Here is a 21,474-nt window from a genome sequence, read left to right on the forward strand (position 1 = left end):
CGGTGGGGGCGCTCCAGAACATCTGGACGGCGGTGCGACCGCACCTGGGTTGGATTCTGCTCGTGCTGGGGATCCTGCTCGTCGTCGTCCTCGCGCTCACCGCGAAGAAGTGGCGGCCCAAGCTCCAGAAGTGGCTCAAGGGGCTGAAGGGCGGTGCGGCCACCGAGGGGGAGGCCCTGCACCCTCGTCGGCTCGTCGGGACCTACAAGCGCTTCCTGCGCGCGTTGCCCTGGCGCTATCGCTCCGCCGTCGTCGACTTTCCGGCCGTGGTGGTGCTCGGGCCCGCGGGCAGTGGCAAGGCGGAGCTGATCGGACTCGAGGTGGACTGGCAGCGGCAGAAGCGCCAGTTCATGCCGAGCTACGAGGAAGATCCGCTGGTGAAGATCTACCTCGGGCCCGAGTCCGTGGTGCAGAAGATCTCCTCCTCGCTCCTGGGGAACATCACCCCGGAGGCCGAAGAGGCGCTGCGCAAGCTGTGGAAGGAGAGCATCGGTCGGAACAAGCGGGCGCTGGCGGTCATCGTGCTGGATGCCAACTGGCTCCGTGAGCGGCCTCCCGATGAGATTCGGGAGTTCACCCACCTGCTGCGCGGCAAGCTCAACCTCATCTCCGACGTGTGCAAGGCGCCCGTGGAGACGCGCGTCTGCCTGACGCACATGGACACCCTGCCGGGCTTCGCGGACTTCGCCAAGCTCTTGCGCGGGCACGGCGTCTCGCTCGACATGGAGGTGCCGGCCGGAGGCGAGGAGAGGCGCCTGGCGGACCACCTGAAGCGGCTGGAGGAGCACCTGGCCCTCGGGTTGACGGCCCTTCCGGTGGAGGCGTTCGAACGCCTGGAGGCGTTCTACTCCGGCCTGGGAAAGGCGTTCGAGGGCCTCATCCGGTTCGTCAGCGGGCTTCGGGAGGGCGGCTCGCTGTCGTTCCCACCCAACCTCACGCGCGTGTACCTGTCGACGCTCTCGCCGGAGTCGCGCGCGATGGGCTCGCTCGCCGTCCAGACCGAGAAGAAGGTCCAGCAGCTTCAGAGCCACTATCGCTGGGTCCACCTGCGGCGCTGCGCGATCATCCTGGCGCTGGGGTGCCTGCCGGTGCTGGCCGCGTACGTCAACTTCTACCGGGTGCTGGGCAATGCCTGGGATCGGGTGAACCACTTCGAGCAGATGGCGGAGCGGCTGAAGGAAGAAGGTATCAAGCCCGAGGGAGAGCTCGTCGATCGCGAGGCCGCCGGGGCGATGGTGGCGATGGAGAAAGTCTGGGCGTCGTCGCGCTACTGGCCGCCGCTGCGCAAGAGCTTCCAGGACGACCAGCGGCAACTGCGCGCCAAGCTGGCGGGGATCATCCGCGAGGCCTACCTGCAGCCGCTCTTCGAGCACTGTCGGGAGGTATGTGCGAGCTGCAACGAGGTCCCTGGGTGTTCCGCGCAGCCCAAGTGCAAGAACAAGCAGGCGAAGGACACCGAGTACTACCACTATGCCGAGGATTGCCGCCCCGAGCAGATGCTCTACATGCAGGCGATCCTCAACGCCTCCCGGGGGGATGCGCTCGGCGACTTCATCCTCGGCAGCTTGGATAGCAGCGAGCATGGCAAGTGGAATTGGGCCCAGGAGGCGCTCGAGCTGCACCACCAGGCGAACCGAGGGAGCGATCAGAACAACTGGATGGACCGGCTCGGGGTGGTCGATGCAATCGCCGGCATCTACGTCATCAACAGCGACAAGCCCTGGGACGCCGAGGATCCGGAGAACCCCGCGGAGGGGGACTGGTACAAGTGGCCCTACCAGAACTTGACCTTCAAGGACCAGATCGCTCCCTGGTGGAGGCACTTCGACAGGCTGAAGGCCTGGTTGGAGGAGGAGGAACTGGACCTGGAGGAGTGGGAGCGCCTGCAGGCGGAGCGTGCAGAGCTCCTGGTGCTCCTGGAATCCGCCCAGTATTACTCGGAAGGAGAGCTCCAATTGGAGCGGCTCAACGCTTCTCCTACGAGCGTCAAACAAGGCCATCTCGCAGGGGTCAAGGAGACCCTGCGCGCGCTTGCCTGGATGCGTGAGAATCACGAGGCGCTCCAAGCGGTGCTGGCGCTGGAAGAGGAGGCGGGCGAGGCGCTGTATGCAAGCCATGAGATGTCCGACGCTCAGCTCCTCACGCAAGCCAACGGCCTGTTCGTGCCGAAGGCGGGAGACGTGGTATTCGAGATCTCAGCGCCCGATTTCGACACGTTCGATCTCAGCACGATGACGGTCTCCGAGCGACTGCTGGACAAGCTGGAGCTGCAGGTCAAGCAGTCGGAGCGGCTGGCCTTCGACCAGCCTCGGGGTGATTCGGCCGAGGGCACGGTCGTGCCGGTGGGTGGAGCGGTGGGAGAGGACGGGGAGGTGGTGGAGGGGGTGGGGGTGCCTTCTGGGCCCCTGGTGAGTCGCAAGCAGTTCGACACCGAGATCAAGCCGCTGGTGGATGAGTTCACGCAGCGACTCGACAAGTCCAACCTGACGCCAGAGAAGGCCGCGACGCAGGAGACGTTCCTGCTCGGGAAGATGAAGGGGTTCTCGCAGAACTACAGCCAGAGTCTCTTCGCCGCGTTCCGTGGCTACAAGTTCGAGGCGCCCGCGGGCACCCTGCGGGCCGAGCTCGGGGCGCTGTCGCAGCCCTCCTCGAATCTGGCGGACATGCTGCGCGATGTGTCGGACCGCGCCAGCATCGGGCCGCTCGACAGTCGCTTCTACGAGCCGCTGCGCAAGGCCATCGAGCCATTCAAGCCCATCGTTCAGCTGATGGCGCCGGACAAGGACGGAAAGACGCCTGCGTTCGATGAGTACCGCCTGCTCGTGTCCCAGCTGCATGGAGAGCTCGCCGGCTCCAAGCCCGCGAGCAAGGCGCCCGCGGCGAAGGCCCCTGCGGGCAAGGCCGAGACGGAGAAAGCGGAGGCTGGCGCCGTCACGGAAGAAGCTCCCGGGGCGCAGCTGGCCGAGCTGCTCTCTCCGCTTGGGCGGGTGGCGCTCGCGATGTCGCTCGAGGAGGAGGGCTCCTATCTGGCCAAGGTCGATGTATGGCTCGAGCAGCAGGGGATCCTCGGAGAGTTCCGGGTGCCGTTCCGCAAGCCCTTCCTCGACGTGCGCGAGCGCGGCATGGAGGAGGTCAACGCGGTCGTCCGGGAGCAGTGGAACACGCGGTACAAGCGCTTCCTGGAGCCGTTGGTGAAGCGCTATCCGTTCGATCCGAACGCGCAGCAGGAGATCGACCCGTCGGACCTGGAGGTGCTCCGGCGCAAAGATGGGGAGTTCTGGCAGTTCATCGACCAGGTGTTGTCACCGCTGCTCGTGGAGCGCGGCTCGGAGTGGGCGCTGCGCCGCCCGCTGCGAAAGCTGCTGGCGCCACCGCCGCGCATGCTGAGCACGCTGGAGCAGATGGCGCGGCTGTCGCGCACGCTTTGGGACGAGCAGGGTAAGCCGGTGCCGTTGGCGCTGCAGGTGCGGCCGCTGCCGCTGCCTCGGCTGACAGCTCCCGGGGACTTCGTGACGAGGTCCTACTTCAAGTGTGGGGGAGCCTCCGCCTTCGGGTTCAACCAGAGCCCCACCTGGCAGGACTTCCCGCTGAACTGGTGGGACCAGCGGACCGCCTCGCTGGGCGTGGAGCTGGGCTCACCCAAGCGAGAGGGGAAGCGGTACCGCACGGTGGAGATGGCGCGCTCGTCGTGGAGCTGCTTCCGCCTGCTCGAGCTGGGGACGCTCACGGAGGAGCAGAACATGGTGTGGGCGCTGCCCGGGCCGGACGGAGACACCAGCGCGCAACTGATGGAGGTCAGCTTCGGGCTGCGCGGCAAGCCTTGGGCGGCGTTCCGGAGGGACGCGAAGTGAGCGCCCACAGGCGGTCGTCAGGGCGCGGGCTCCTCGGCTGGCTGTTCGCGGCGCTGCTCGCGGTCGGCTGTGCGCCGGCCCACCTCACGGTCAACATCAAGTCACCGGCGGATTCCAATGAGGGGCGCCCGCTCTACATGGTCATCCGCGAGGTGGACCCCAAGCAGTACCTGGCCGACACGTACGTGGACGTCGCGGCCAAGGTGGTCACTCCGGACAAGACGGTGCTCCAGACGGTGGTGATCTACCCCGGCACGACGAAGCAAGTCCGGGTGAAGAAGCCGCCCGAGCTGCCCGTGGCGATCGCGTTCCTCTTCACCACTCCGGATGGGGCCTGGCAGACGCTGCTGGATGTGCCGCTGCCCGAGAAGGTCGAGCTGGAGTTGCTGGAGAACCGCATTCGGACCGGAGCCAACGCGCCTCCCTCGCCTCAGCCCGCGCTCCAGCCCGCGGCCCCGGCGGCACCCGAGAAGGCCGCCAAGTAGGCGGAGTGAGCCTCAGCTCGCGGAGTCCGCCTGGGCCTCGAGCGCAGCGAGTGCCGCGGCCACTCGGGCCCGGGCCGCTTCCACCGGCTGCTTGAACAGTGTGCCTCCTTGGAGCTGGGCATCGAGGGCATCGAGTGGGGCGAGGAGCTGCGCCTGGACAGGGGCGATGCCGCTGGAGAGCGCATCGAGTTGGGACAGCGCGCCTTCCTTGAGTGAGGAGGAGCGCTCGCGGAAGGTGGTGAGCACCTGATCCACCTGGGCGGTGATTGTCTCCTCGAGCTGGGCTCTGGCCTGTTTCACCGTCTCGAGCGCCGAGTCGACCGTGCTGCCAGTCGTCTGGAGCCCGGTGTTCACCTGCTCTCGGGAGGAGGAAATCTGATCCTCGGCGGTGGTTCTCACCCCGGACATCTGGTCGGTGGCGGCCTGGGTACCGCTGGCGATGCTCTCCTTGAGTGTCGTGAGCTGCGTCTGGACCTGGGTCTTCAGTGCCTCGACACGCTGCTCGACCTGCTGCTTCATGCCGTTGACTTGCTGCACCCCTCCGTCGCGAGCGGTGCCAATCTGCTGGACCACGGTCGTGACTGCCTGATCGATCTGCGTCGAGGCCTGTGTGATGGCCTGGAGGACCGAGTCCTTGAGGGCGCCGATTTGCTGGCCCACTTGTTGGGTGAGCGTCTCGATCTGCTGCTGGGCCTGGGACTGGACGGTCTCCACCTGTGTCATGAGCTGCTGCTGGATCGACTGCATCTGCTGAGCGATCTGGCCGGCGAGGGTGTCGAGCTGGGTGGTGATCTGGGTCACGACCTGGGTGATGGCCTGGACCGCTGGGTTCACCAGCGGCTTGGGCAGGCTGGAGGCGGGGATTGCCTCGAGCAGGGTGGTGGCGCGCTCCAGGAGCGCCTTGAGGGAACCGATGACACTCTGGAAGAGCGTCTGGAGCTGTTCGAGTCGCTCCGGCAGCGCCTCGAGGAGCGGCATGATCTGCTTCTTCAAAGCGGCGATCTGCTCAAGGAAGGTATCCAGCGTGGTGAAGGTGGCGGTGAGCGTCTGCTGAACAGTGGACTGGATGGACGCGACGGCGGTCAGTGCTCCCTTGACCAGGCTGTCGATGGCGCTCCCCACCTGGGTGATGAGGGTGTCGATCTGCTGCTTGACCTGCTCGATGAGCTGCTCCACGGCCTGGACTTGCCCGCTCAGGGTGTTCACCTGGGTCGTGATGGTCTCGTTGAGCGTGTCGAGCGCTCCGCCCGCTTGCTCGCGGCCCAGCGCCAGGGCGCTCCCTACGGTGGCCTCCAGGGTTTCGATGATGCCCGTGGCGGTCTGCCCGGCATTGTCGACCTGGGCGCGAATCGGCTCGATTTGGGAGAGGAGCAGGTCCACCTGTCTTCGTGTCTCGTCTTTCGTCGAGGTGCCTGCCGTGTCGATCTCGGCGCTGAGCGTCTCCAAGCTGCTGGAGGGGCCGGCGACGGTCGCATCGAGCGTCTCGGCCAGCTGAGAGGTCTGCGCGTTCGCCGTCTGCCGGGTCGTGGAGACCTGGCCAAGCAGGGTCTCGAGAGCTGTCGTCAGCTGTGAGGAGACGCCTAGGAGCTCCTGTGTGAGCTGTGACCGGGTCTGCTCGATCGACGCAGCGTCCACGCTTGGGGCGAGCGCATTACAACGTTGCTCAACCTCCTGCCGCAGGGCTTCGACCTCTCCCTGGGAGGACGCCTCCGCGGACTGGGCATTTCCTTCGAGCGTGTCGCAGCGGGTGGACACTTCGGAGGTCAGCGCTTCGACGTCGCCACGGACACGCTCGGCGGAGGACTCCAGCTCTTCACGGAGCCCGGAGACCTCCGCTGCCAGATCGTCGAATCGTGCCCACAGCTCCTTCATCCCATCTCCTCCTGAAGCCTTCAGGGCTTCAGCGACGCCAGCTCCGCTTCTAGATCCTCGATACGTGTGGAGAGCGCACTGATCGAGGAGGCCACGTCAGGGCGGATGCTGGCGATGGCCTCTTCGACGCCACTGGCGAGGGCTTCGATCTCCGACCTGGCGGATTCAATGCTCGTGCCCACTTCCGCGCCAAACGCCTCCAGCTCGCTTCGGATGCCCGCCACCTGAGCACTCAGCTTTTCCATCTCCGTCCTCCGTGCCTCATCTCAGGCCGTTGAGCGCTGCCTTGGCGTCCGCGGCCGCTGTGCCGAGCGCGTTGGTACGACCTGCCAAACCACTGAGTGCGCCCTGGAGTTCGGACCGGGCAGCGGCCACCTGGGATGAGACCTCTGCTTCCGCTGCTTCGAGCGCGGCCGAAGTCTCCGCGGTCGCGGTCGCGATCTTCTCGTTCACGGCCGCCATGGACGACTGGTACGCGGCGGTGGCATCACCTATCGCGCCGCTGACGCCCGCGGAGAGGTCTCCCTTGGCGGTCTCCACCTGAGGCGTGACGTCATAGGTCGGCGTCGTGCTCGCGCCGCCCTGCTCCTCCTTCGTCTGGAGCAGGAGCACTCCCTCCGCCATGCGGATGGTCTCGGTGTCCTTGTCCGACGCCCGGTGCATGCGCCACACCGGCTTGTTGTCCTGGTAGTCGTGGGTGAGCGACGTCTGGCTCGTGCTGTTCTTGCCCAGCAGGAGCTGGTCTCCCTGGCCGTCCTGCGGTGAGCGGACCCCCTCTCCCCAGTCGAGGAAGCGCTGAATCTCCGCGCGGTCGAAGCGGAGTGCCAGCAGCACCCGCTCGTTCTTGTAGGGCGGGAAGTAGAACTCCCCAGCGGTGTGGATGGGCTCGGCTGGGACGCTCACCGTTTTGTTCCACAGCGGCACCGTCACCCGATAGGTCGTGACAGAGGTCTTCTTGTCCTCGACGAGCAGGTAGATGCGGTCCGTTTCCCCGCCCCCGGGGCTGTGGATCTTTCCCTCGACGTAGATGGGATATCGGGGAGGGCGGTAGGTGGGAAGCTCGGCGACGGGATCTGACTTCTGTTCGAGCCGCGCGTTCAGCTCGACTTGATAGCCCGCGTTGAGGTCCTGGGGGCCTGAATGAGGGCCCGGCTCCAGCGCGCTTCCCTGGAGCACCAGCTCCACCACCCGGAGGTCTTCACCGGAGCCCTTCAGTCCCGATGACCAGAGCCCGCCCTCGAGGCGGACCAGGGCACCGGGATGGATGGCGATGGTCGGGAACTGCCGGAAGGTCAGCCGTACCTGTCGTTGCCGAACCCCCAGACGACCTTTCTCCAGCGACTGTCGCTGCTCGGCCTCGGAGGCGATGGGGGTGCGCAGGAGATAGTCGCGGCGGATACCGGTTGTCGCCTGCTCCTGCTCCAGGTCCGTGCTGGTGGCTCCCTCGGAGAAGGAGTTGAGGACACGGGCGCTGTGGCGGATGACGGGTGGCAGCACGAGCTCCGTGCGCTCGACGTGCTGTCGGCGGAGCTTCGAGGCCTGGCCTCCCGAGGGCTTGCTCTTCGAGAGGGTGTACTGATCCTGCTGGTTGTCGTAGGTCCACACCCCGTCGCGCGAGTCGACGTACCAGTGGATGAAGTCGTAGAAGCTGGCTGGCCGCTCGTCCTCGCCGATGCCGAGACAGAGCAGGGGTTGCTCCGCGTCGAGGACGTCCCAGTCGTAGTCGAGGGTGATGGCGTCCGTCTTGTGCGCGTCCAGCAGGTCCGACATCTTCTTGTCGGTGTGCAGCTCGATGGGGCGGTGCTGGCGCCAGAGCACCTGGGCCGCGTCGGCGAAGTCGATGGTGTAGCGGCGGAAGTCGCGGGCTTCGCCGTCGAGGGAGCCATGCCCGAGGCCTCCCAGCGCGCGGGTTCGTGCCAACCCCTGGAGGACCAGCGGGTCTGGCGGCGAGTCTGGGAGGTCGTACAAGCCAGAGATGGCCAGCCGGACCTTCAGCAAGCCTGGTTCCTTGAAGGCGAGCAGCAGGGCCGCGTCGGCCTTCTCCAGGGCGGTCCAGAAGGTCACCGAGGCGGTGAAGCCATGGCTGGAGAGCCGCGCCGAGAAGTGCTTGAGCTGCCCCCCGGGAATGGCGAAGGACTGCCCACCGGCGGTGAGCGAGAGCTCCAGCTTCAGCCTTTCCTCGAAGGACATCCCGACTCCGCGCCCGGAAGGGCCCACGGCTCAGGAAAATCGCCGGGAAAATGCCGTGTCAGGCACTGCCCGCAAGCCGCGTCCCTGGAAGCGTAGGCGAGGTTGACGACGGCGCAAGCCCGAGACCTCGCGAATGCTCTTGAAGCGCCCGGCCGGAGAGGCCTTACAAGCCCAATGTTGGTTCGAATCCAACTTCCGCCACTTACGGCGGAATAGCCTAATGGTAAAGGCAATCGACTTCGACTCGATCAAACCATGGCTTCCCCACTCGGGCGTTTCAAACTTTTCTTCTGACGAATTCGCGTCCGGCCGAAGAGGCCATACAAGCCCAAGGGATCTTGAGGTCGTCGGTTCGAATCCGGCCCTCCCGACCATATCGGGAGGTAGCTCAGTGGTAGAGCGCGAGACTAAAAAAAGGGCTTCTTCACTCGGGCGCAGCCTTCTTCTGTCCCCGTAGCAGCGGAAAGGGTCGCGCGCTGGGCCGTGTTTCGGGGAGACTTCCCGCTGGAGGGACTCCCATGACCGCCCCGCGCAATCCGCCGCTACTCCCCGAGGCCCAGCTGGGCCCCGCCGAGAAGTTGCTCGATCTCGTCCTGAGCTCCTCGGCGCACCTGTGGCACAACCGCCCCGGCCTCAACGTTCGCAACGTCTGGCAGCCCGCGCCCCGTGGTCGTACCGCGGCGGTGTCCGCCAACGCCGTGCGCATTCCCCCCGGTCTCTTCGTCCCGGCCGCCGTGAACCTCTACCGGCGTCTGCTGGAGATCTACCAGCTCAACCAGGACCTGATGGGGCACTTCGCCTCGTATGCCCTCACCCAGACCGAGTGGCGGGACCTGAAGGTGTCGTGCGCCGCGCTGATGCTGGTGCAGAGCCGCTCCGGCCAGCCCGTGCGCGAGGAGGACGGCGCTGTGGCCTTCCTCGATGACGACTTCCGCGCCATCGGCGAGGCGATGCTGCTGCACTACGAGAAGAAGTCCACGCGCATGCTCACCCCCAAGGCCGTGCTGCGGGTGGCCGAGCTGCTGGAGACGCCCGAGATCGCCGCCCTCAACCGCAAGGCGGGCTTCGCCGACCCTGGCTCGAAGAAGCCGCCGCTCGGACGCTGGAAGCGCGCGGCCACCAAGTGGCTGGCGTTCCGCGAGAAGAACCCGGCCATGCTCGAGGGCCTGGTGAAGGCGGGCTTCAAGGAGACCATCAAGAAGATCGCTCGCAAGGCTGGCTACAAGCCCGAGTCGCAGGCGTTTTTCGAGATCCTCGGCTGGAAGCAGAAGCAGGCGGGTGGCGGTCACCGCAAGGTCGGGCTCACCGGGCTGAAGCTGGAGAAGCGCGAGCGCTTCGATGGTCTCTCCGAAGCGGAGATTTGCGAGGCCATCGAGACGCAGAAGCTCGGCTACAAGGAGGTGGTGGGTCGGCTGCCCAAGGATGTGGGGCTCACCCCCGCCATCATGGTGACGCTGCTGCCCTCGCTGTCGGACCGGGACCTGCGGCTGATGACGCCCACGCTGGAGGAGCTGGGGCTGATGGCCGAGCCCACCATCCGCGCGCGCTGGGAGAAGGCCGTGGTCGAGTCGACCGACCAGCGGGCCCTGAATGTGGCGAAGAACGTCCGCAACAAGGAGCTGCGCGAGAAGCTGGAGGAGGCGGCTGACAACGCCGCGCGCAAGGCCGTGGCCGAGGCGACGACCGAGGCGGACGTGCGCGTCATGTTCCTCATCGACAAGTCCGGCTCCATGGAGGGCGCCATCGAGCAGTCCAAGGAGGCGCTCACGCGCATCCTCGCGGGCTTCCCGCTCGAGAAGCTCCACATCGCCACCTTCGATACGGTGGGCACGGTGCTCAAGCCCAAGGCGGCCTCGCGCACCGCCGTGCAGCACATGCTCAAGGACATCAAGGCCAGCGGCGGCACCACGCATGGAGCGGCCGTGCGTGCGCTGCATCGGTCCGGCGTTGCCTTCCCTCAGGAGGCTCGGCTGGTGGTCATCGTCGTGGGCGACGAGGCCGGCGAGGCCGGTGACCAGCTCGCCCGCACCTTCCGCGAGTGCCACTACGCGGTATCGGCGATGGCGATGCTCGTCTCCGTCTCGTACGCGCGGGGCAGCACCGTGAAGACCGCCGCTCAGCAGCTCAAGGTTCCCTTCAGCGAAGTATCCGTGGACTCCTTCAATGACCCCTACCAGGTGACGCGCGTGCTCAAGGCCCTGGTGGATGCGCCCGTGGCCACCGCGGGCGCGGCCCAGTCTGGGTGGGTGGAGAAGGTGATGCGGACGCCCTTGCTCAAGCTCACCCCCACGGGCGCCGTGGCCAAGAGCGCGACCGCATAGGCGCAGGAGGCGGGCGTGGACTACCGGAAGTTCCTGGGCAAGGAGGAGGAGCGGGTGCTGCCGTATTTCGGCGGTGCCTTCCTCTACGCCGCGGACCGGCGCCTCCGGCTTGCCACCGAGCCCGAGGCTCCCGGCTGGTATCGGTTCCGAGTGAAGGGACGCGAGGCCACGGCGCTCGGGCCCTCGGAGCCCGAGGGGCTGGAGGCCCTGCCCACCGTGCGCGGACATCTCGTCGGCGAGCGGTTGGTGCGCGAGGGCTCCATCGCCGAGCGGCTCCACTTCCTCCCGGAGGAGGAACCGCCCCGGCTCACGCCCGCGCGCGCCCGGCGCTGGCACTCGGGAGAGCTGGTGTTCGAGATGCTCGACTTCGAGAGCGAGGCCGAGGAGGCCGCTCGGCGTGCGCTCGAAGAGGATGCGTCGCTCGCTCAGGTGAAGGGGGTTCCCGCCACGCTGCGCTCGGCGTTCGCTTATGCGGTGCTGGAGGCCGCGTCGCGAAGGTTGGGGATTCCCGCCGCGCCTCGGGAGCTGCGGCCGCACCTGGGCAACGTCGCCGAGCAGGGGCGCGTCGAGGCGGAGCGCGCCCTTCGTGCCCTGGCCGCCGAGCGGATTCTGGCTGCTCGCGAGATGGAGGAGCTGAACCGGCGCCGGCAGGTTGCCGCTCTGGCTCAGCACGCAGCCCTGGCGCAGGAAGTCGCGGTGCAGGCGCGTGTCCAGGCAAGGCGTCAGGAACGGGGAGGGCGGCACCGGCGAGGGGAGGAGGATGCGATGGCTCGGGCCGAGCTGGCTCTAGAGGCTGCGGGTGCCCGGATGCGCAGCGTCCGCGTGCTCGGCAACGGCAACCTGGAGGTCATCTTCACCTTCATGGATGAACGCTTCATCTCCGTGGTGAATAGGGACACCCTCCAGGTGGTGGACTCCGGCATCTGCCTGGGGCACCCGCCCAGTGACAATCTCGTCACGCTGGAGAGCCTGCCGTCGGTCATCAAGGAGGCGATCGATACCGACAGCCTCGTCATCCTCCGGCATGCGTGAGGCGCTCCCCATGCAACGCGAAGTGTGCTTCCTCATCGATGGCGAAGGGCGGCTGCTCTGGAGCGACGCGTCCTCGAGCCCTATCTCCCTTCCGGACTCGCGCGCGCGGTGGGAGGCCATCTGGCGCCATCGGGCGCAGCTCTCGGAGATCTCCCACAGCCATCCCATCGGGCCGCTGGCCTTCTCCCATGAGGACGAGACCACCATGGAGGCACTCATCGCCGCCCTGGGGTCCCGACCGCGCTTCTCCGTTGTCGCGCCCGACGGGATGCTCGTTCGCGACCGGGATGGCCAGGAGCTTCGCCCTCCCGAGGAGCCCTGGTGGACGGGCCTGCTCCGGCTCGCCTCCGGCATGACCGGAGATGGCGGATCTGTCAGTCTCCCCGAGGTGCCGCCTGGGTAGACCGGGTTGGCGGGAGGTACTCCTGTGCGCATCGTGTTCTGTGGCGTCGGCGCCCTGGGCTCCACCGCCGCCCTCTTCTGTCGCAATCTGGACGCTACCCTCTGCTTCGTGGACTTCGACCGCGTCGAGTCCAAGAACGTGCTCGCCCAGGCCTACGTGAAGCAGTCCATCGGTCGGAACAAGGCCGAGGCCCTCAAGCTCCAGTTCCAGAACTTCTTCGGCGTGAAGGCCGAGGCTTTTGGGGTTCGCCTCGGCACCGAGAACGTCGAGGCGCTCTGCGGCACCGCCGACCTGCTGGTGGACTGCTTCGACAACAAGGCCAGCCGCGAGCTCCTCTCCGCGTTCGCCCGCAAGGCCGGCAAGCCGCTGGTCCATGCCGCCGTCTCTGGAGATGGCACCTTCGGCATCGTTCGCTGGGATGAGCGCTTCGTTCCGGATGCCGAGGACCAACCCGGGCAGGCCACCTGCGAGGGGGGCGAGCACCTGCCCCTCATTGGCCTGCTCGCGACGACGCTGGCCCGTGGCATCCAGGACTTCCTCAAGGCCGGTGTCCGGCGCGATGCCATGGTGAGCCTCAACGCCGTGACGCCTACCGCGGGGTGACGGAAGAGGGGAGCCGGCCCGTGAGGGCCACCCAGAGCGCTCGGAGCACTGCCTCCAGCGCCGTGGGCGCCGAGGACTTCTCCACCAGCGCGATGCCCCTCGCGCTCCGCAACAGCTTTGGCGGTCGCGCCGTGTGGAGAACGCATGCCACCTTCGGGTGCTGCTTGAGCACCCGCTCCAGCAGGCTCAGCCCGTCCTCCTCCGGCAGGCCGTAGCCGCTGACGATGACCGAAGGCACCTGGGCCTCGATGAGGCCCTGTGCCTCCTCCGCGCTCCGCGCGAAGTGCTTGGGACCTGGCAGGTCCCTACTCGCCCGACGCATCGCCGCCAACCACATCGGGTCCTGATCCACGAAGAGAAACGAGGGAGTACCTGTCCAAGCCATACCGAAAACACCTCCATCGGTCATGTGACTCACCGGGTTCTTCAAAACCAAGCCTACCTGCCGAGTTCTTGGAAGCCAACCTTGCAAGTCATATCGACATAGGAAAACCCGGTGGGTTCACGAATCGGACATGGAAAAGACCCTCGCATCCAGACTCGGTGGCGCGGCACGCCTCGCCCGACAGCGCCTCAACCTCACGCAGGCCGACGTCGCCGAGCGGATTGGCATCGCGAGCGAAGTCTACGGTCGCCTCGAGCGCGGCCACATGCTGCCCAGCATCCAGACCTTCCGCCGCCTCTGCGTCGTCCTCTCGATCTCCGCGGATGAGGCGCTCGGCCTCAAGCCCGCCCAGGAGGTGAAGTGGGTCGCCGAGCCTCCTTCCGACTACGGCGAGCCCGCTGAGCTGCGCCGCCTCATGCGTCGCGCACGTCAGCTCGACCGCAGCTCCATCCGGCTGCTCAGCGTCCTCGCCGCCAACTTCCGCACCAGTCGCGGCGGCAACGGCGGCTGAGACCCCCCAGGTCTCGGCTCACGCGTCCGCTGGCGCTGGCTCCTCCACGAGCCTCGCCAGGCGCTCGCGTAGCCGTTTCGCGGACGGGAAGCCGTTGAAGAGCACGACCTGTGGGTGCGCCTCCAGCGCTTCCCGCTCCTCGCCCTTCGCCAGCGCTCGGTCCACCCCGAGCAGCAGGCCGTTGTCGGGTCTCGAGCGCAGCTCCGTGAGCCGCCGCGCCAGCGGCCCCGCGTGCCAGGCGTGGAAGAGTTCCAGCGCGACCTCGCGCCCTGTCTTCCGCTGACGGAAGGTGAGGTCCGGTACGCACAGCCCCGCCGCTCCCATGTGGCGCGGCAGCGGCGTGAGGTCCAGCTCCCACTCCGCGTCCTTGAAGCCCTCGGCCAGCGTGGCCACCTCGGCCGGAATGTGCCCCAGCGCCGCGGGCAGGGGAGACACCAGCGGGTCGCGGTGGTCCAGCATCAGCGCCGCTCGCTTTCGCGCGCTCGCCTCCACCTCGGCCACCAGCTCCCAGCGCTCCAGCACCGGCACCACCGAGAGGAAGCTGGCGAGCTGGAGGCCGTACTTCTTTTGCAGGGCGAGCAACGCTCCCGGGCCCTCGACTTCCAACGTCCAGTCCTCTCCGTCACGCCGCACCTCCGCCACCAGCCGGCAGAATTTCAGCCAGCGCAGCAGCTTGCGCACCCGCAGCAGCTCCGGGGCTCGGGCGCGGAGCGTGAGGCGCCTCGCTCCCATCAGCGGCCCTTGTGCGAGCGCCAGGTTGTAGCGGTCCAATAGCTCGGGGGCCGTGAGCGCTTCCCAGCCCAGGAGGCGGCGATTGCCCGGGAGGTCCACGTAGAGCGCCTCGCGCACCTCGGGCAGGGACGCGGGGAGGGACTCCGCGAGCTTCGCTTCGTAGGCCTCCATCGTGGCGTCCGGGGGGAGCGCGCGCAGGACTCTGGCGGCGGTCTGGAAGCGTTCCCAGCGCGTCTCCGCTACGCCCTCGGCGGCTTCGTCGAACAGGGCCCGGTCCAGCAGCAGCTTCACCAGCCCTCGTGCGATCTTCGGACGGGAGAAGGCTCCGGCTCGCAGTGAGAGCGTCTCCTCCAGGTCATCGCGCCGCTCGCCCTTGCCTCCCTCCACCTCCGCGATCAGCTCCGTGGCCAGCGCCAGCAGCTCCGGGTCGTCCCGCTTGATGAAGGAGGGACGCAGGCGCCCTTCGCGGACTCGGAAGAGCAGGAGGTCGCGTGTCAGCACGGCTCCTCCTCCTGGTAGGCCTGGTGCTGCCGCCGGCGCTCGCTGATGCCGCTCTCCGCTGTCTGTGCCGAGCACACCTCGTACAGCAGCGCGCGCTTGCCCGGGCGCTGGCGGAGGATGCGCCCCAGTCGCTGCACGTGCTCGCGCACGCTGCCGCTCCCGCTGAGGACCACTCCCACGCGCGCGTCCGGAACGTCCACCCCCTCGTTGAGCACTCGTGAGGTGAGCAGCACCGGCAGCTCTCCGCTGGCGAACGCCGCCAGCAGCACCTTTCGCTCGGGCACCGGCGTGTGGTGCGTGATGACCGGTAGCAGCAGCCTCCGCGCCAGCGTGTAGACCGTCTCGTTGTCGTCCGTGAAGACCAGCACCCGGTCGTTCCGGTGCTCCAGGAGGATGTGCCACAGCACGTCCAGCTTCGCTGTCGACGTCAGCGCGATGCGCTTCTGCTCGCGGTAGGCCCGATACGCCGCGCGCCCCTCGTCGCTGCGCTGGCTCTGTGCCAGGAAGCGCGCCCAGCCCTCCGGTGACGCCAACGCGATGCCGTTCTTGCGCACGAAGCCCAGGTAGCGGGCTCGCGCCTCGTCGTACCGCGTCTTCTCCTCGGGCGGCAGCGGCACCTCGATGCGTTTGACTTCGTAGGGCGCCAGGTAGCGCCCCTGCAGCTCGCGGATCTCCGCTCGATATACTCGTGGCCCCAGCAGTTCCTCGGCGATGCGCTCCCCGCCGTCCGTGCGCTCCAGCGTCGCCGACAGCCCCAGTCGGTACGGCGCCAGCGAGCCCTCCGCGATGAACCGGTAGCTGGGCGCCGGCAGGTGGTGGCACTCGTCGCAGATGAGCAGCCCGAACCGGTTGCCGTGGAACTCCGTCTGCATCGCCGCCGAGTCGTACGTCGTCACCGTCATGGGCTGTCGGTCGTTCACCCCGCCTCCCAGCAACCCCACCGCCATCCCCAGGTGCTTCGACAGCACCGTCTGCCACTGCGCCATCAGGTCCAGCGTCGGCACCACCACCAGCGTCGGCCGCTTCACCTGCGCGATCGCCAGCACCGCCAGCAGCGTCTTCCCCGCCCCCGTGGGCAGCTCCACCAACCCCCGGCTCCCGGCCTGCTTCCAGGCTTCCAGCGCCTCGCGCTGGTGCGGAAACGGCTCGATGGGCACCGTGAGCCCTACCTCCAACGGCTCGAAGCGCTTCGCCCGGTCCTCGTAGGGCTCGCCCAGCTCCCTCAGCCGAAGCACCGCCTCCCGGTAGCGCCATGCCGCGGCGCGATACACTCCCGTCCGGCCGTCTTTCTGGAAAAGCGCTCGCAGCCGCGCATCATCCGGAAGTGTCGGCGCGACCAGGGTGCCGCAGTCGAAGTGGAGCTCCGTCGCCATCCGTAGGACCTGGTGAGTAGCCCGTTCCCCGCCTCGGCGCCACCTCTCAATGGGGTGGACGCAGGGCATGTCAGACCGGTGTGCTAACGGCCCTGGACCCTATGGCCCTTGCCCTCTCCCTCGCTCTACTGACCGCCGGAAGCCTGCTCGGAGCCGGTCTCACCTGGTTGCTCCTCCAGGGACGGTTGAACCATGCGACCCGCCTGGTCCGGATGGAAGGGGAGGCCGAGCGTGCCACCCTCGCCGAGCGTCTCCGGGGTCGGGAGGTGGAGGTTCAGGAGCTGCGCCGTGCGTTGGACGTCGAGCGCTCGCGTACCCGTCAGCTCCAGGAGGCATGCACCGGGCTGGAGGTGCGGCTGTCCTCACAGCTCGCCGCCTCCGCCGAGGAGCGCCGCGCCATGGAGGAGAAGCTGGAGCTGCTCACCGACGCTCGGGATGAGCTGGCCCAGTCCTTCAAGGCCCTGTCCTCGGATGCGCTGCGGATGAACAGCCAGGCCTTCCTGGAGCTGGCTCAGCTTCAGCTCTCCCGTTTCCAGGAGGGCGCCCGCGCCGACCTGACCCAGCGTGAGAAGTCCATCGCCGACCTGGTGCGGCCCCTGCGCGAGTCGCTGGAGAAGGTGGACGTTCAGGTCGGGCAGCTCGAGCAGGCCCGCGCCCAGGCCTATGGCAGCCTCGCGCAGCAGCTCCAGTCGCTCGCCTCCACCCAGGAGTCCCTGCGCGCGGAGACCGCCAGCCTCGTGGGCGCCCTGCGCGCTCCCACCGTGCGCGGGCGCTGGGGAGAGATTCAGCTCCGACGCGTCGTCGAGATGGCCGGCATGGTGGAGTGCTGCGACTTCGTCCAGCAGGAGACCGTCACCAGCGAGCGTGGGCGCCTGCGGCCCGACATGGTGGTGCGCCTGCCCGGAAACAAGAGCGTGGTGGTGGACTCCAAGGCGCCCCTTCAGGCGTACCTCGAGGCCCTGGAGGCGCGCGACGACGCCACGCGGCTCGCCAAGCTCCGGGAGCATGCCGCCCAGACGCGCGCCCACCTCAAGGCCCTGGGCGACAAGGCCTACTGGGAGCAGTTCCCCTCCGCCCCCGAGTTCGTGGTGATGTTCCTACCCGGAGAGACGTTCTTCAGCGCCGCGCTGGAGCAGGACCCCGCTCTCATCGAGGCTGGTGTGGACCGGCAGGTCATCCTCGCTACCCCCACCACCCTCATCGCCTTGCTGCGTGCCGTGGCCTATGGGTGGCGCCAGGAGAACGTCGCGCGCAATGCCCAGGAGATTCGCGAGCTGGGCCGCGCGCTGTACGACCGCATTCGCACGCTCGCCCGCCACTTCGCGGACCTGGGCAGGAATCTGGACCGCGCCGTGGATGCCTACAACACCACCGTGGGCTCCCTGGAGGTGAGGGTGCTGCCCGGCGCTCGGCGCTTCAAGGAGATGGGCGCGGCTGCTGGCGAGGACATTCCCGGCCTGCCCACCCTGGACATGGCCGTCCGCCCCCTGCGGGCTCCAGAGCTGGACCCTCTCCTCGCCGAGCAGCCAGGGCTGCCCGAGAGCTGAGCCGCGGGCTTTCTCGCGCTGGAAGGTCTAGATTACCTGCCACTGTCATGCGCCGCGTCCTCGTCGTCAGCCCACACCCCGCCTCCCGGGCGCTGCTCCAGCGCTTCCTCGCGGAGCCCGAGGTGTCCGTCTCCACCGCCAAGGACGCGGATGCGGCGCTCTCGTCCATTGCCCTCACGCCCCCCGCCGTCGTCGTGGTCGATCTTCGCCGGCCCGATGAGGACCACCCGCTCTTCCTCGCCCTGCTGCGTAAGCGCCATCCGACCCAGCCCGTCATCGCCCTCGTGCCCGGCAGCCTGCGCGTCTTCGACGGCTCCCACGAGCGGGTGCATGACGTGCGGTCCCTTCGCGCCGAGTCCGCCGAGGGGCTGCACCAGATGCTCAGCACGCTGAAGGAAGCTCTGGACCTGGTGCTCGCTCAGCACTTCATGCGCATCTTCCGGTCTCCGGTGGGCCAGGCCTGAGGCCCCTCAGTAGACCGTGAGCGTGAAGGTGCGCTCGTCGGTCCCCAGCAGACCGTCCGTCGCCCTGATCGTGAAGCTCGAGACTCCCGGCGTGGTCGGGGTCCCCACCAGCACTCCCGTCGACGCTTCGAAGCCAATGCCCTCGGGCGTAGTGCCCGCGGTGAGCTGCCACGTGGCCGCGGCGCCTCCCGAGACCTTCATGGCGTAGTGGTACCGCGTTCCCACGCGCGCATCCGGCGGCGCCTTCGTGGCGATCCGCATGAGCAGCGGCGTCGAGGTGGCGGAGAGCACCAGGTCCCGGCTCGTGCTCTGGGGAACCGAATCCGAGTCGGTGACCTTCACTCGGAAGTTTCGGTCTCCACTCTCCGAGGTGGAGCCGCGCACGCCCCCGTCCATGTCGAGCGACAGGCCTGTCGGCAACCGGCCAGATTCAATCTCGAAGCGGTACGGTGGGGTGCCTCCCGTGGCGGAGAGCTGCTCCGTGTAGGCCGCGTTGATGTACGCATCCACGAGCGCCCTCGGCCCGGCGACGCGCAGCAGGGGCCGTACCTTCAGCTCCAAGGTTCTGCTCTGCCGCGCGGGCGGCGTGGCCTGGTCCTCCACCTCCACGGCGACGGAGAACAGCCCGACTCCGGGGGGCGTGCCCTGGAGGACACCGCCGCTGAGGGAGAGGCCCGCCGGGAGCGCCTGCGTGGCACGGAAGAGATAGGGAGGCGTTCCGCCGCGCGCCCGCAGTTCCTGCGCGTAGGGCACGGTCTCCTCGGCCGGGGGGAGGGTCTCGGTCAGCAGCACGAGCGGTTCACCCGCATCTGGACCCGCATCGGGCCCGGCGTCCGGGGGCCCCGCGTCCGGCCCCGCGTCGGGGCCCGCGTCCAGGCTCTCGCCACCGTCCTCCCCGGCGTCGGGCGGCACCTCGGGAGGAATATCCGTCCAGCAGGGGCCCTGGGCGCCGCAGTCCGGCAGGCAGCGCCGCATCTCCGACAGGCAGGTGTAGCCCGTGGCGCAGCTGCCATCGTCGGCGCAGGCCTCGAAGCGGGTGAGGTCCGGCTCGAAGCGGCAGGCCGCCCAGCTCAGCACCCCCAGGAGGAGGAGGCCCAGCACCCTGGCGCGCGCGCTCATGGCAGCTCCCAGACGAAGAGGATGGCCCCGCCCGCGCCCAGCACCGCCCCCGTTCCCAGCAGGGAGTTGGCCAGCAGGCTCTGGCGCTCTCCTCGCCGCAGCCCCTCCGCGAAGCAGCGCCGGAAGGCCTCGCCCTCACCCTCGCAGCCGCCCGCGCCCTCCGAGAGGTGCCGCTCCGTGGAGCGCGCCGCCAGCCCGAAGCCCACGCCCGCCGCGAGCGCTGCGACTCCCGCCCCCATGAGCACCTGGGGCCAGGGCCGCAGCGTCTTTCGCGCCTCCGCTCGCCGGGGTTGTCTCGCATCCCACAAGGGCGCGAAGACCCGCGTCGCGGCGTCCTCGGCGCCGGCGTCCAGGCCCGGCACCGCGAAGGTACTCCGCACCTCGCGCCCATCCTGCCCCTGCATCAGGAGCACCACCGTGCGCTCTCCGCCCAGCCCCAGCACCCGGCCTCGGATCAGCCACTCCGCGCCGAGAGCCTTCGTCTGCGCCGCCCGGCAGGAGTCGTTCGAGCACGGCTCCAGTCTCCCGCCCAGCACGCCCAGCCGCGCTACCGTCTCCCGCCGCGGCTCCAGGCACATGTCCTCGGTCCGCGTCAGGGCCCGCCGCACCGCCTCCTCCACCCTCCGCGCCTCGGAGCGCCCCACGGCCACCGTGTCGAAGGGCAGCAGCGTCACGCGCTCGCCCACACAGGCAGCTCCCCGTGGGACGGCGCCGAGGCTCAGCAACAGCGCGAGGGGCAGGAGCGTCACGGGGACAGGTCGGGACCGTCATCCATCGCTACGGGCGCCTCGCCGAGGCTCGCCACGTAGCCGCTGTAGAAGCGCGGGCCGAAGGGCACTCCGAAGAGCTTCTCCCGGAACGCGTCCTCCACCGGGCCGCGGCTGGCCACCGCCTGCGCGTTCCAGGTCAGCCCTCCCGCGTCCACCACCGCGCCCGCCTTCGGCACCGTGAGGCGCGCCTCCCGGCCCGGCGTGCGCAGGTAGAAGTCGCGCCCGGCGGGCAGGGCCAGCGCCAGCGTGCGCTCGCGCTCCTTGTGGAACTCGGCCACGCGCACCCCGCGCGTGTCCTCCACCCACATGCGCCCGCCGAAGCCCTCCGGCACCAGCAGGTACCCCAGCGCCGTGCCCCCGCGGCTCAAGTCACTCAGCGTCGCGCTGCGGTCCTGCGGCGGCGGGCGGGCGAAGATGTCCAGCTTGCCGCGCACGTCCTCCACGCCCTGGCTCGCGGCGGCGATGAAGGCCGTCAGCTCCGAGTACTCCACGCGCCCGTCCGCGTTCACGTCCGCCGCGCCCGCCAGCGCCGAGCGCACCTGGTGGCTGAAGACGCCCGCGGAGATGGCGCTCCACTCGTGGCTCTCCTGTGCCGTGGAGGTGGACAACACCACTCCCACGTTCGGGTAGCGGTCCAGCTCCCGCGAGGCCAGGTGCTGCGTCACCGCCGCCGTCTGCGCAGGCCCCACCGGCAGCCCGCCGCGCGCGTTCACGAAGAAGTACGAGTCGCACGCATCCACGATGAGGTGCAGGAAGCTCGCCGGGCTGGGGGTGATGACCTCCTTATAGAGGTCCGTTCGGCTGAACAGCCCATCCAGCAGGGTCACCGTGCCTTCGCCCGCGGCCCCGCGCTGCCCGTGGCCGGTGAAGACGAAGTAGAGCACGGGCGCTCGCCCAGCCGCCCGGTCCTCCGACATCCGGGCGTTGAGCCGCGCCAGGGACTCCTTCAACACGGCGCGGGTCGGGGGACGGGTGCGCGCGGCCAGCCCGGGGTGGCGCGACTGCGTCTCCGCGTCCAGCACGCTCAGCAGCACCGCCTCCTTCGTCTGGGGCGCGAACAGCTCGTAGTAGCGCGCCCCGTCGTCATCCGCGTAGCGCAGCGCCGCCATCTTCGGGTTCAGGCTGGCGTTGTTGGCGATGATGAGCGCGTAGGAGACCCGCTCGGGCTCCCCTGCCCACGCTGGCCCGGCCGTGGCGAGTCCCAGCAGCAGCAAGCGCAGCCAGAGGGAGCGGCGGAATGTGGGGGGTGAGGTCATGGCGAGCAATACGGACGCGGCGTTCACACGGGATAAAAAATCGACCTCAGCGTGCCATG

General features: G+C 68.7%; 18 protein-coding genes. 9 read left to right on the forward strand and 9 right to left on the reverse strand.

Features of this window, described 5'->3' with window-relative positions; all coding sequences use genetic code 11:
• Positions 1–2 precede the first annotated feature (2 nt).
• Both SYV04_RS42220 and SYV04_RS42225 read left to right on the forward strand, forming a co-directional pair.
• On the forward strand, positions 3–3,851 hold the full coding sequence (locus tag SYV04_RS42220; protein ID WP_321551789.1) for a type VI secretion system membrane subunit TssM: 3,849 nt from the start codon (positions 3–5) through the stop codon (positions 3,849–3,851).
• Positions 3,848–4,336 (forward strand): hypothetical protein, encoded by a 489-nt coding sequence (locus SYV04_RS42225; RefSeq protein ID WP_321551790.1) that lies wholly within the window; start codon positions 3,848–3,850, stop codon positions 4,334–4,336. Before SYV04_RS42220 ends, SYV04_RS42225 begins: the two co-directional genes overlap by 4 nt.
• A 12-nt stretch (positions 4,337–4,348) precedes the next feature.
• On the opposite strand, the gene SYV04_RS42230 is transcribed toward SYV04_RS42225, so the two are convergent.
• The 3 genes from SYV04_RS42230 to SYV04_RS42240 are packed head-to-tail and all read right to left on the reverse strand — an operon-like array spanning position 4,349 to position 8,398.
• Positions 4,349–6,208 carry a phage tail protein gene (locus SYV04_RS42230; protein WP_321551791.1) on the reverse strand — a complete coding sequence of 620 codons (1,860 nt, stop codon included), beginning with the start codon at positions 6,206–6,208 and terminating at the stop codon, positions 4,349–4,351.
• Between the two features lie 20 nt (positions 6,209–6,228).
• A complete protein-coding gene (locus tag SYV04_RS42235; protein ID WP_321551792.1) occupies positions 6,229–6,453 on the reverse strand; it encodes a hypothetical protein in 225 nt (74 codons plus the stop codon).
• 16 nt (positions 6,454–6,469) lie between these two features.
• Positions 6,470–8,398, reverse strand: a complete 1,929-nt coding sequence (locus SYV04_RS42240) for a hypothetical protein (RefSeq protein ID WP_321551793.1) — start codon at positions 8,396–8,398, stop codon at positions 6,470–6,472.
• A 518-nt stretch (positions 8,399–8,916) separates the two neighbouring features.
• Here SYV04_RS42240 and SYV04_RS42245 point away from each other — a divergent pair.
• From SYV04_RS42245 to SYV04_RS42260, 4 genes are read left to right on the forward strand one after another with little or no spacing between them, the layout of a single operon-like run.
• Positions 8,917–10,719, forward strand: a complete 1,803-nt coding sequence (locus tag SYV04_RS42245) for a vWA domain-containing protein (protein WP_321551794.1) — start codon at positions 8,917–8,919, stop codon at positions 10,717–10,719.
• Positions 10,720–10,734: 15 nt separating this feature from the next.
• A complete protein-coding gene (locus SYV04_RS42250) occupies positions 10,735–11,751 on the forward strand; it encodes a hypothetical protein (protein ID WP_321551795.1) in 1,017 nt (338 codons plus the stop codon).
• A gap of 10 nt (positions 11,752–11,761) precedes the next feature.
• Entirely contained in the window at positions 11,762–12,154 is a 393-nt protein-coding gene (locus tag SYV04_RS42255; protein WP_321551796.1) for a hypothetical protein, read from the forward strand.
• Between the two features lie 24 nt (positions 12,155–12,178).
• On the forward strand, positions 12,179–12,757 hold the full coding sequence (locus tag SYV04_RS42260; RefSeq protein ID WP_321551797.1) for a ThiF family adenylyltransferase: 579 nt from the start codon (positions 12,179–12,181) through the stop codon (positions 12,755–12,757).
• Here the strand turns inward: SYV04_RS42260 and SYV04_RS42265 are convergent.
• Complete coding sequence (locus SYV04_RS42265; RefSeq protein ID WP_321551798.1) at positions 12,744–13,142, reverse strand: response regulator; 399 nt, start codon at positions 13,140–13,142, stop codon at positions 12,744–12,746. The two genes, SYV04_RS42260 and SYV04_RS42265, sit on opposite strands and share 14 nt — an antisense overlap.
• Before the next feature lie 130 nt (positions 13,143–13,272).
• Here SYV04_RS42265 and SYV04_RS42270 point away from each other — a divergent pair, with 130 nt between their 5' ends.
• Entirely contained in the window at positions 13,273–13,653 is a 381-nt protein-coding gene (locus SYV04_RS42270; RefSeq protein WP_321551799.1) for a helix-turn-helix transcriptional regulator, read from the forward strand.
• A gap of 18 nt (positions 13,654–13,671) precedes the next feature.
• Here the strand turns inward: SYV04_RS42270 and SYV04_RS42275 are convergent, their stop codons facing one another.
• Both SYV04_RS42275 and SYV04_RS42280 read right to left on the reverse strand, forming a co-directional pair.
• On the reverse strand, positions 13,672–14,886 hold the full coding sequence (locus tag SYV04_RS42275; protein ID WP_321551800.1) for a DUF790 family protein: 1,215 nt from the start codon (positions 14,884–14,886) through the stop codon (positions 13,672–13,674).
• On the reverse strand, positions 14,880–16,259 hold the full coding sequence (locus SYV04_RS42280; RefSeq protein ID WP_321551801.1) for a DEAD/DEAH box helicase family protein: 1,380 nt from the start codon (positions 16,257–16,259) through the stop codon (positions 14,880–14,882). Before SYV04_RS42280 ends, SYV04_RS42275 begins: the two co-directional genes overlap by 7 nt.
• A 185-nt stretch (positions 16,260–16,444) precedes the next feature.
• Between SYV04_RS42280 and SYV04_RS42285 the strand changes: the two genes are divergently transcribed.
• On the forward strand, positions 16,445–17,806 hold the full coding sequence (locus SYV04_RS42285; protein WP_321551802.1) for a DNA recombination protein RmuC: 1,362 nt from the start codon (positions 16,445–16,447) through the stop codon (positions 17,804–17,806).
• A 47-nt stretch (positions 17,807–17,853) separates the two neighbouring features.
• The gene (locus SYV04_RS42290) at positions 17,854–18,270 is read left to right on the forward strand and encodes a response regulator (protein ID WP_321551803.1); all 417 of its coding nucleotides are present in this window, start codon (positions 17,854–17,856) and stop codon (positions 18,268–18,270) included.
• 6 nt (positions 18,271–18,276) lie between these two features.
• Here the strand turns inward: SYV04_RS42290 and SYV04_RS42295 are convergent, their stop codons facing one another.
• The 3 genes from SYV04_RS42295 to SYV04_RS42305 are packed head-to-tail and all read right to left on the reverse strand — an operon-like array spanning position 18,277 to position 21,415.
• A complete protein-coding gene (locus SYV04_RS42295; protein WP_321551804.1) occupies positions 18,277–19,389 on the reverse strand; it encodes an Ig domain-containing protein in 1,113 nt (370 codons plus the stop codon).
• Positions 19,386–20,138: a hypothetical protein gene (locus SYV04_RS42300; RefSeq protein WP_321551805.1), complete on the reverse strand. Its 753-nt coding sequence runs from the start codon at positions 20,136–20,138 to the stop codon at positions 19,386–19,388. The genes SYV04_RS42295 and SYV04_RS42300 overlap by 4 nt, the downstream gene beginning before the upstream one ends.
• Positions 20,135–21,415, reverse strand: a complete 1,281-nt coding sequence (locus SYV04_RS42305) for a hypothetical protein (RefSeq protein ID WP_321551806.1) — start codon at positions 21,413–21,415, stop codon at positions 20,135–20,137. Before SYV04_RS42305 ends, SYV04_RS42300 begins: the two co-directional genes overlap by 4 nt.
• Between the last annotated feature and the right edge of the window lie 59 nt (positions 21,416–21,474).

The organism is Hyalangium ruber, assembly GCF_034259325.1.
GTDB classification, from domain to species: Bacteria; Myxococcota; Myxococcia; order Myxococcales; family Myxococcaceae; genus Hyalangium_A; species Hyalangium_A rubrum.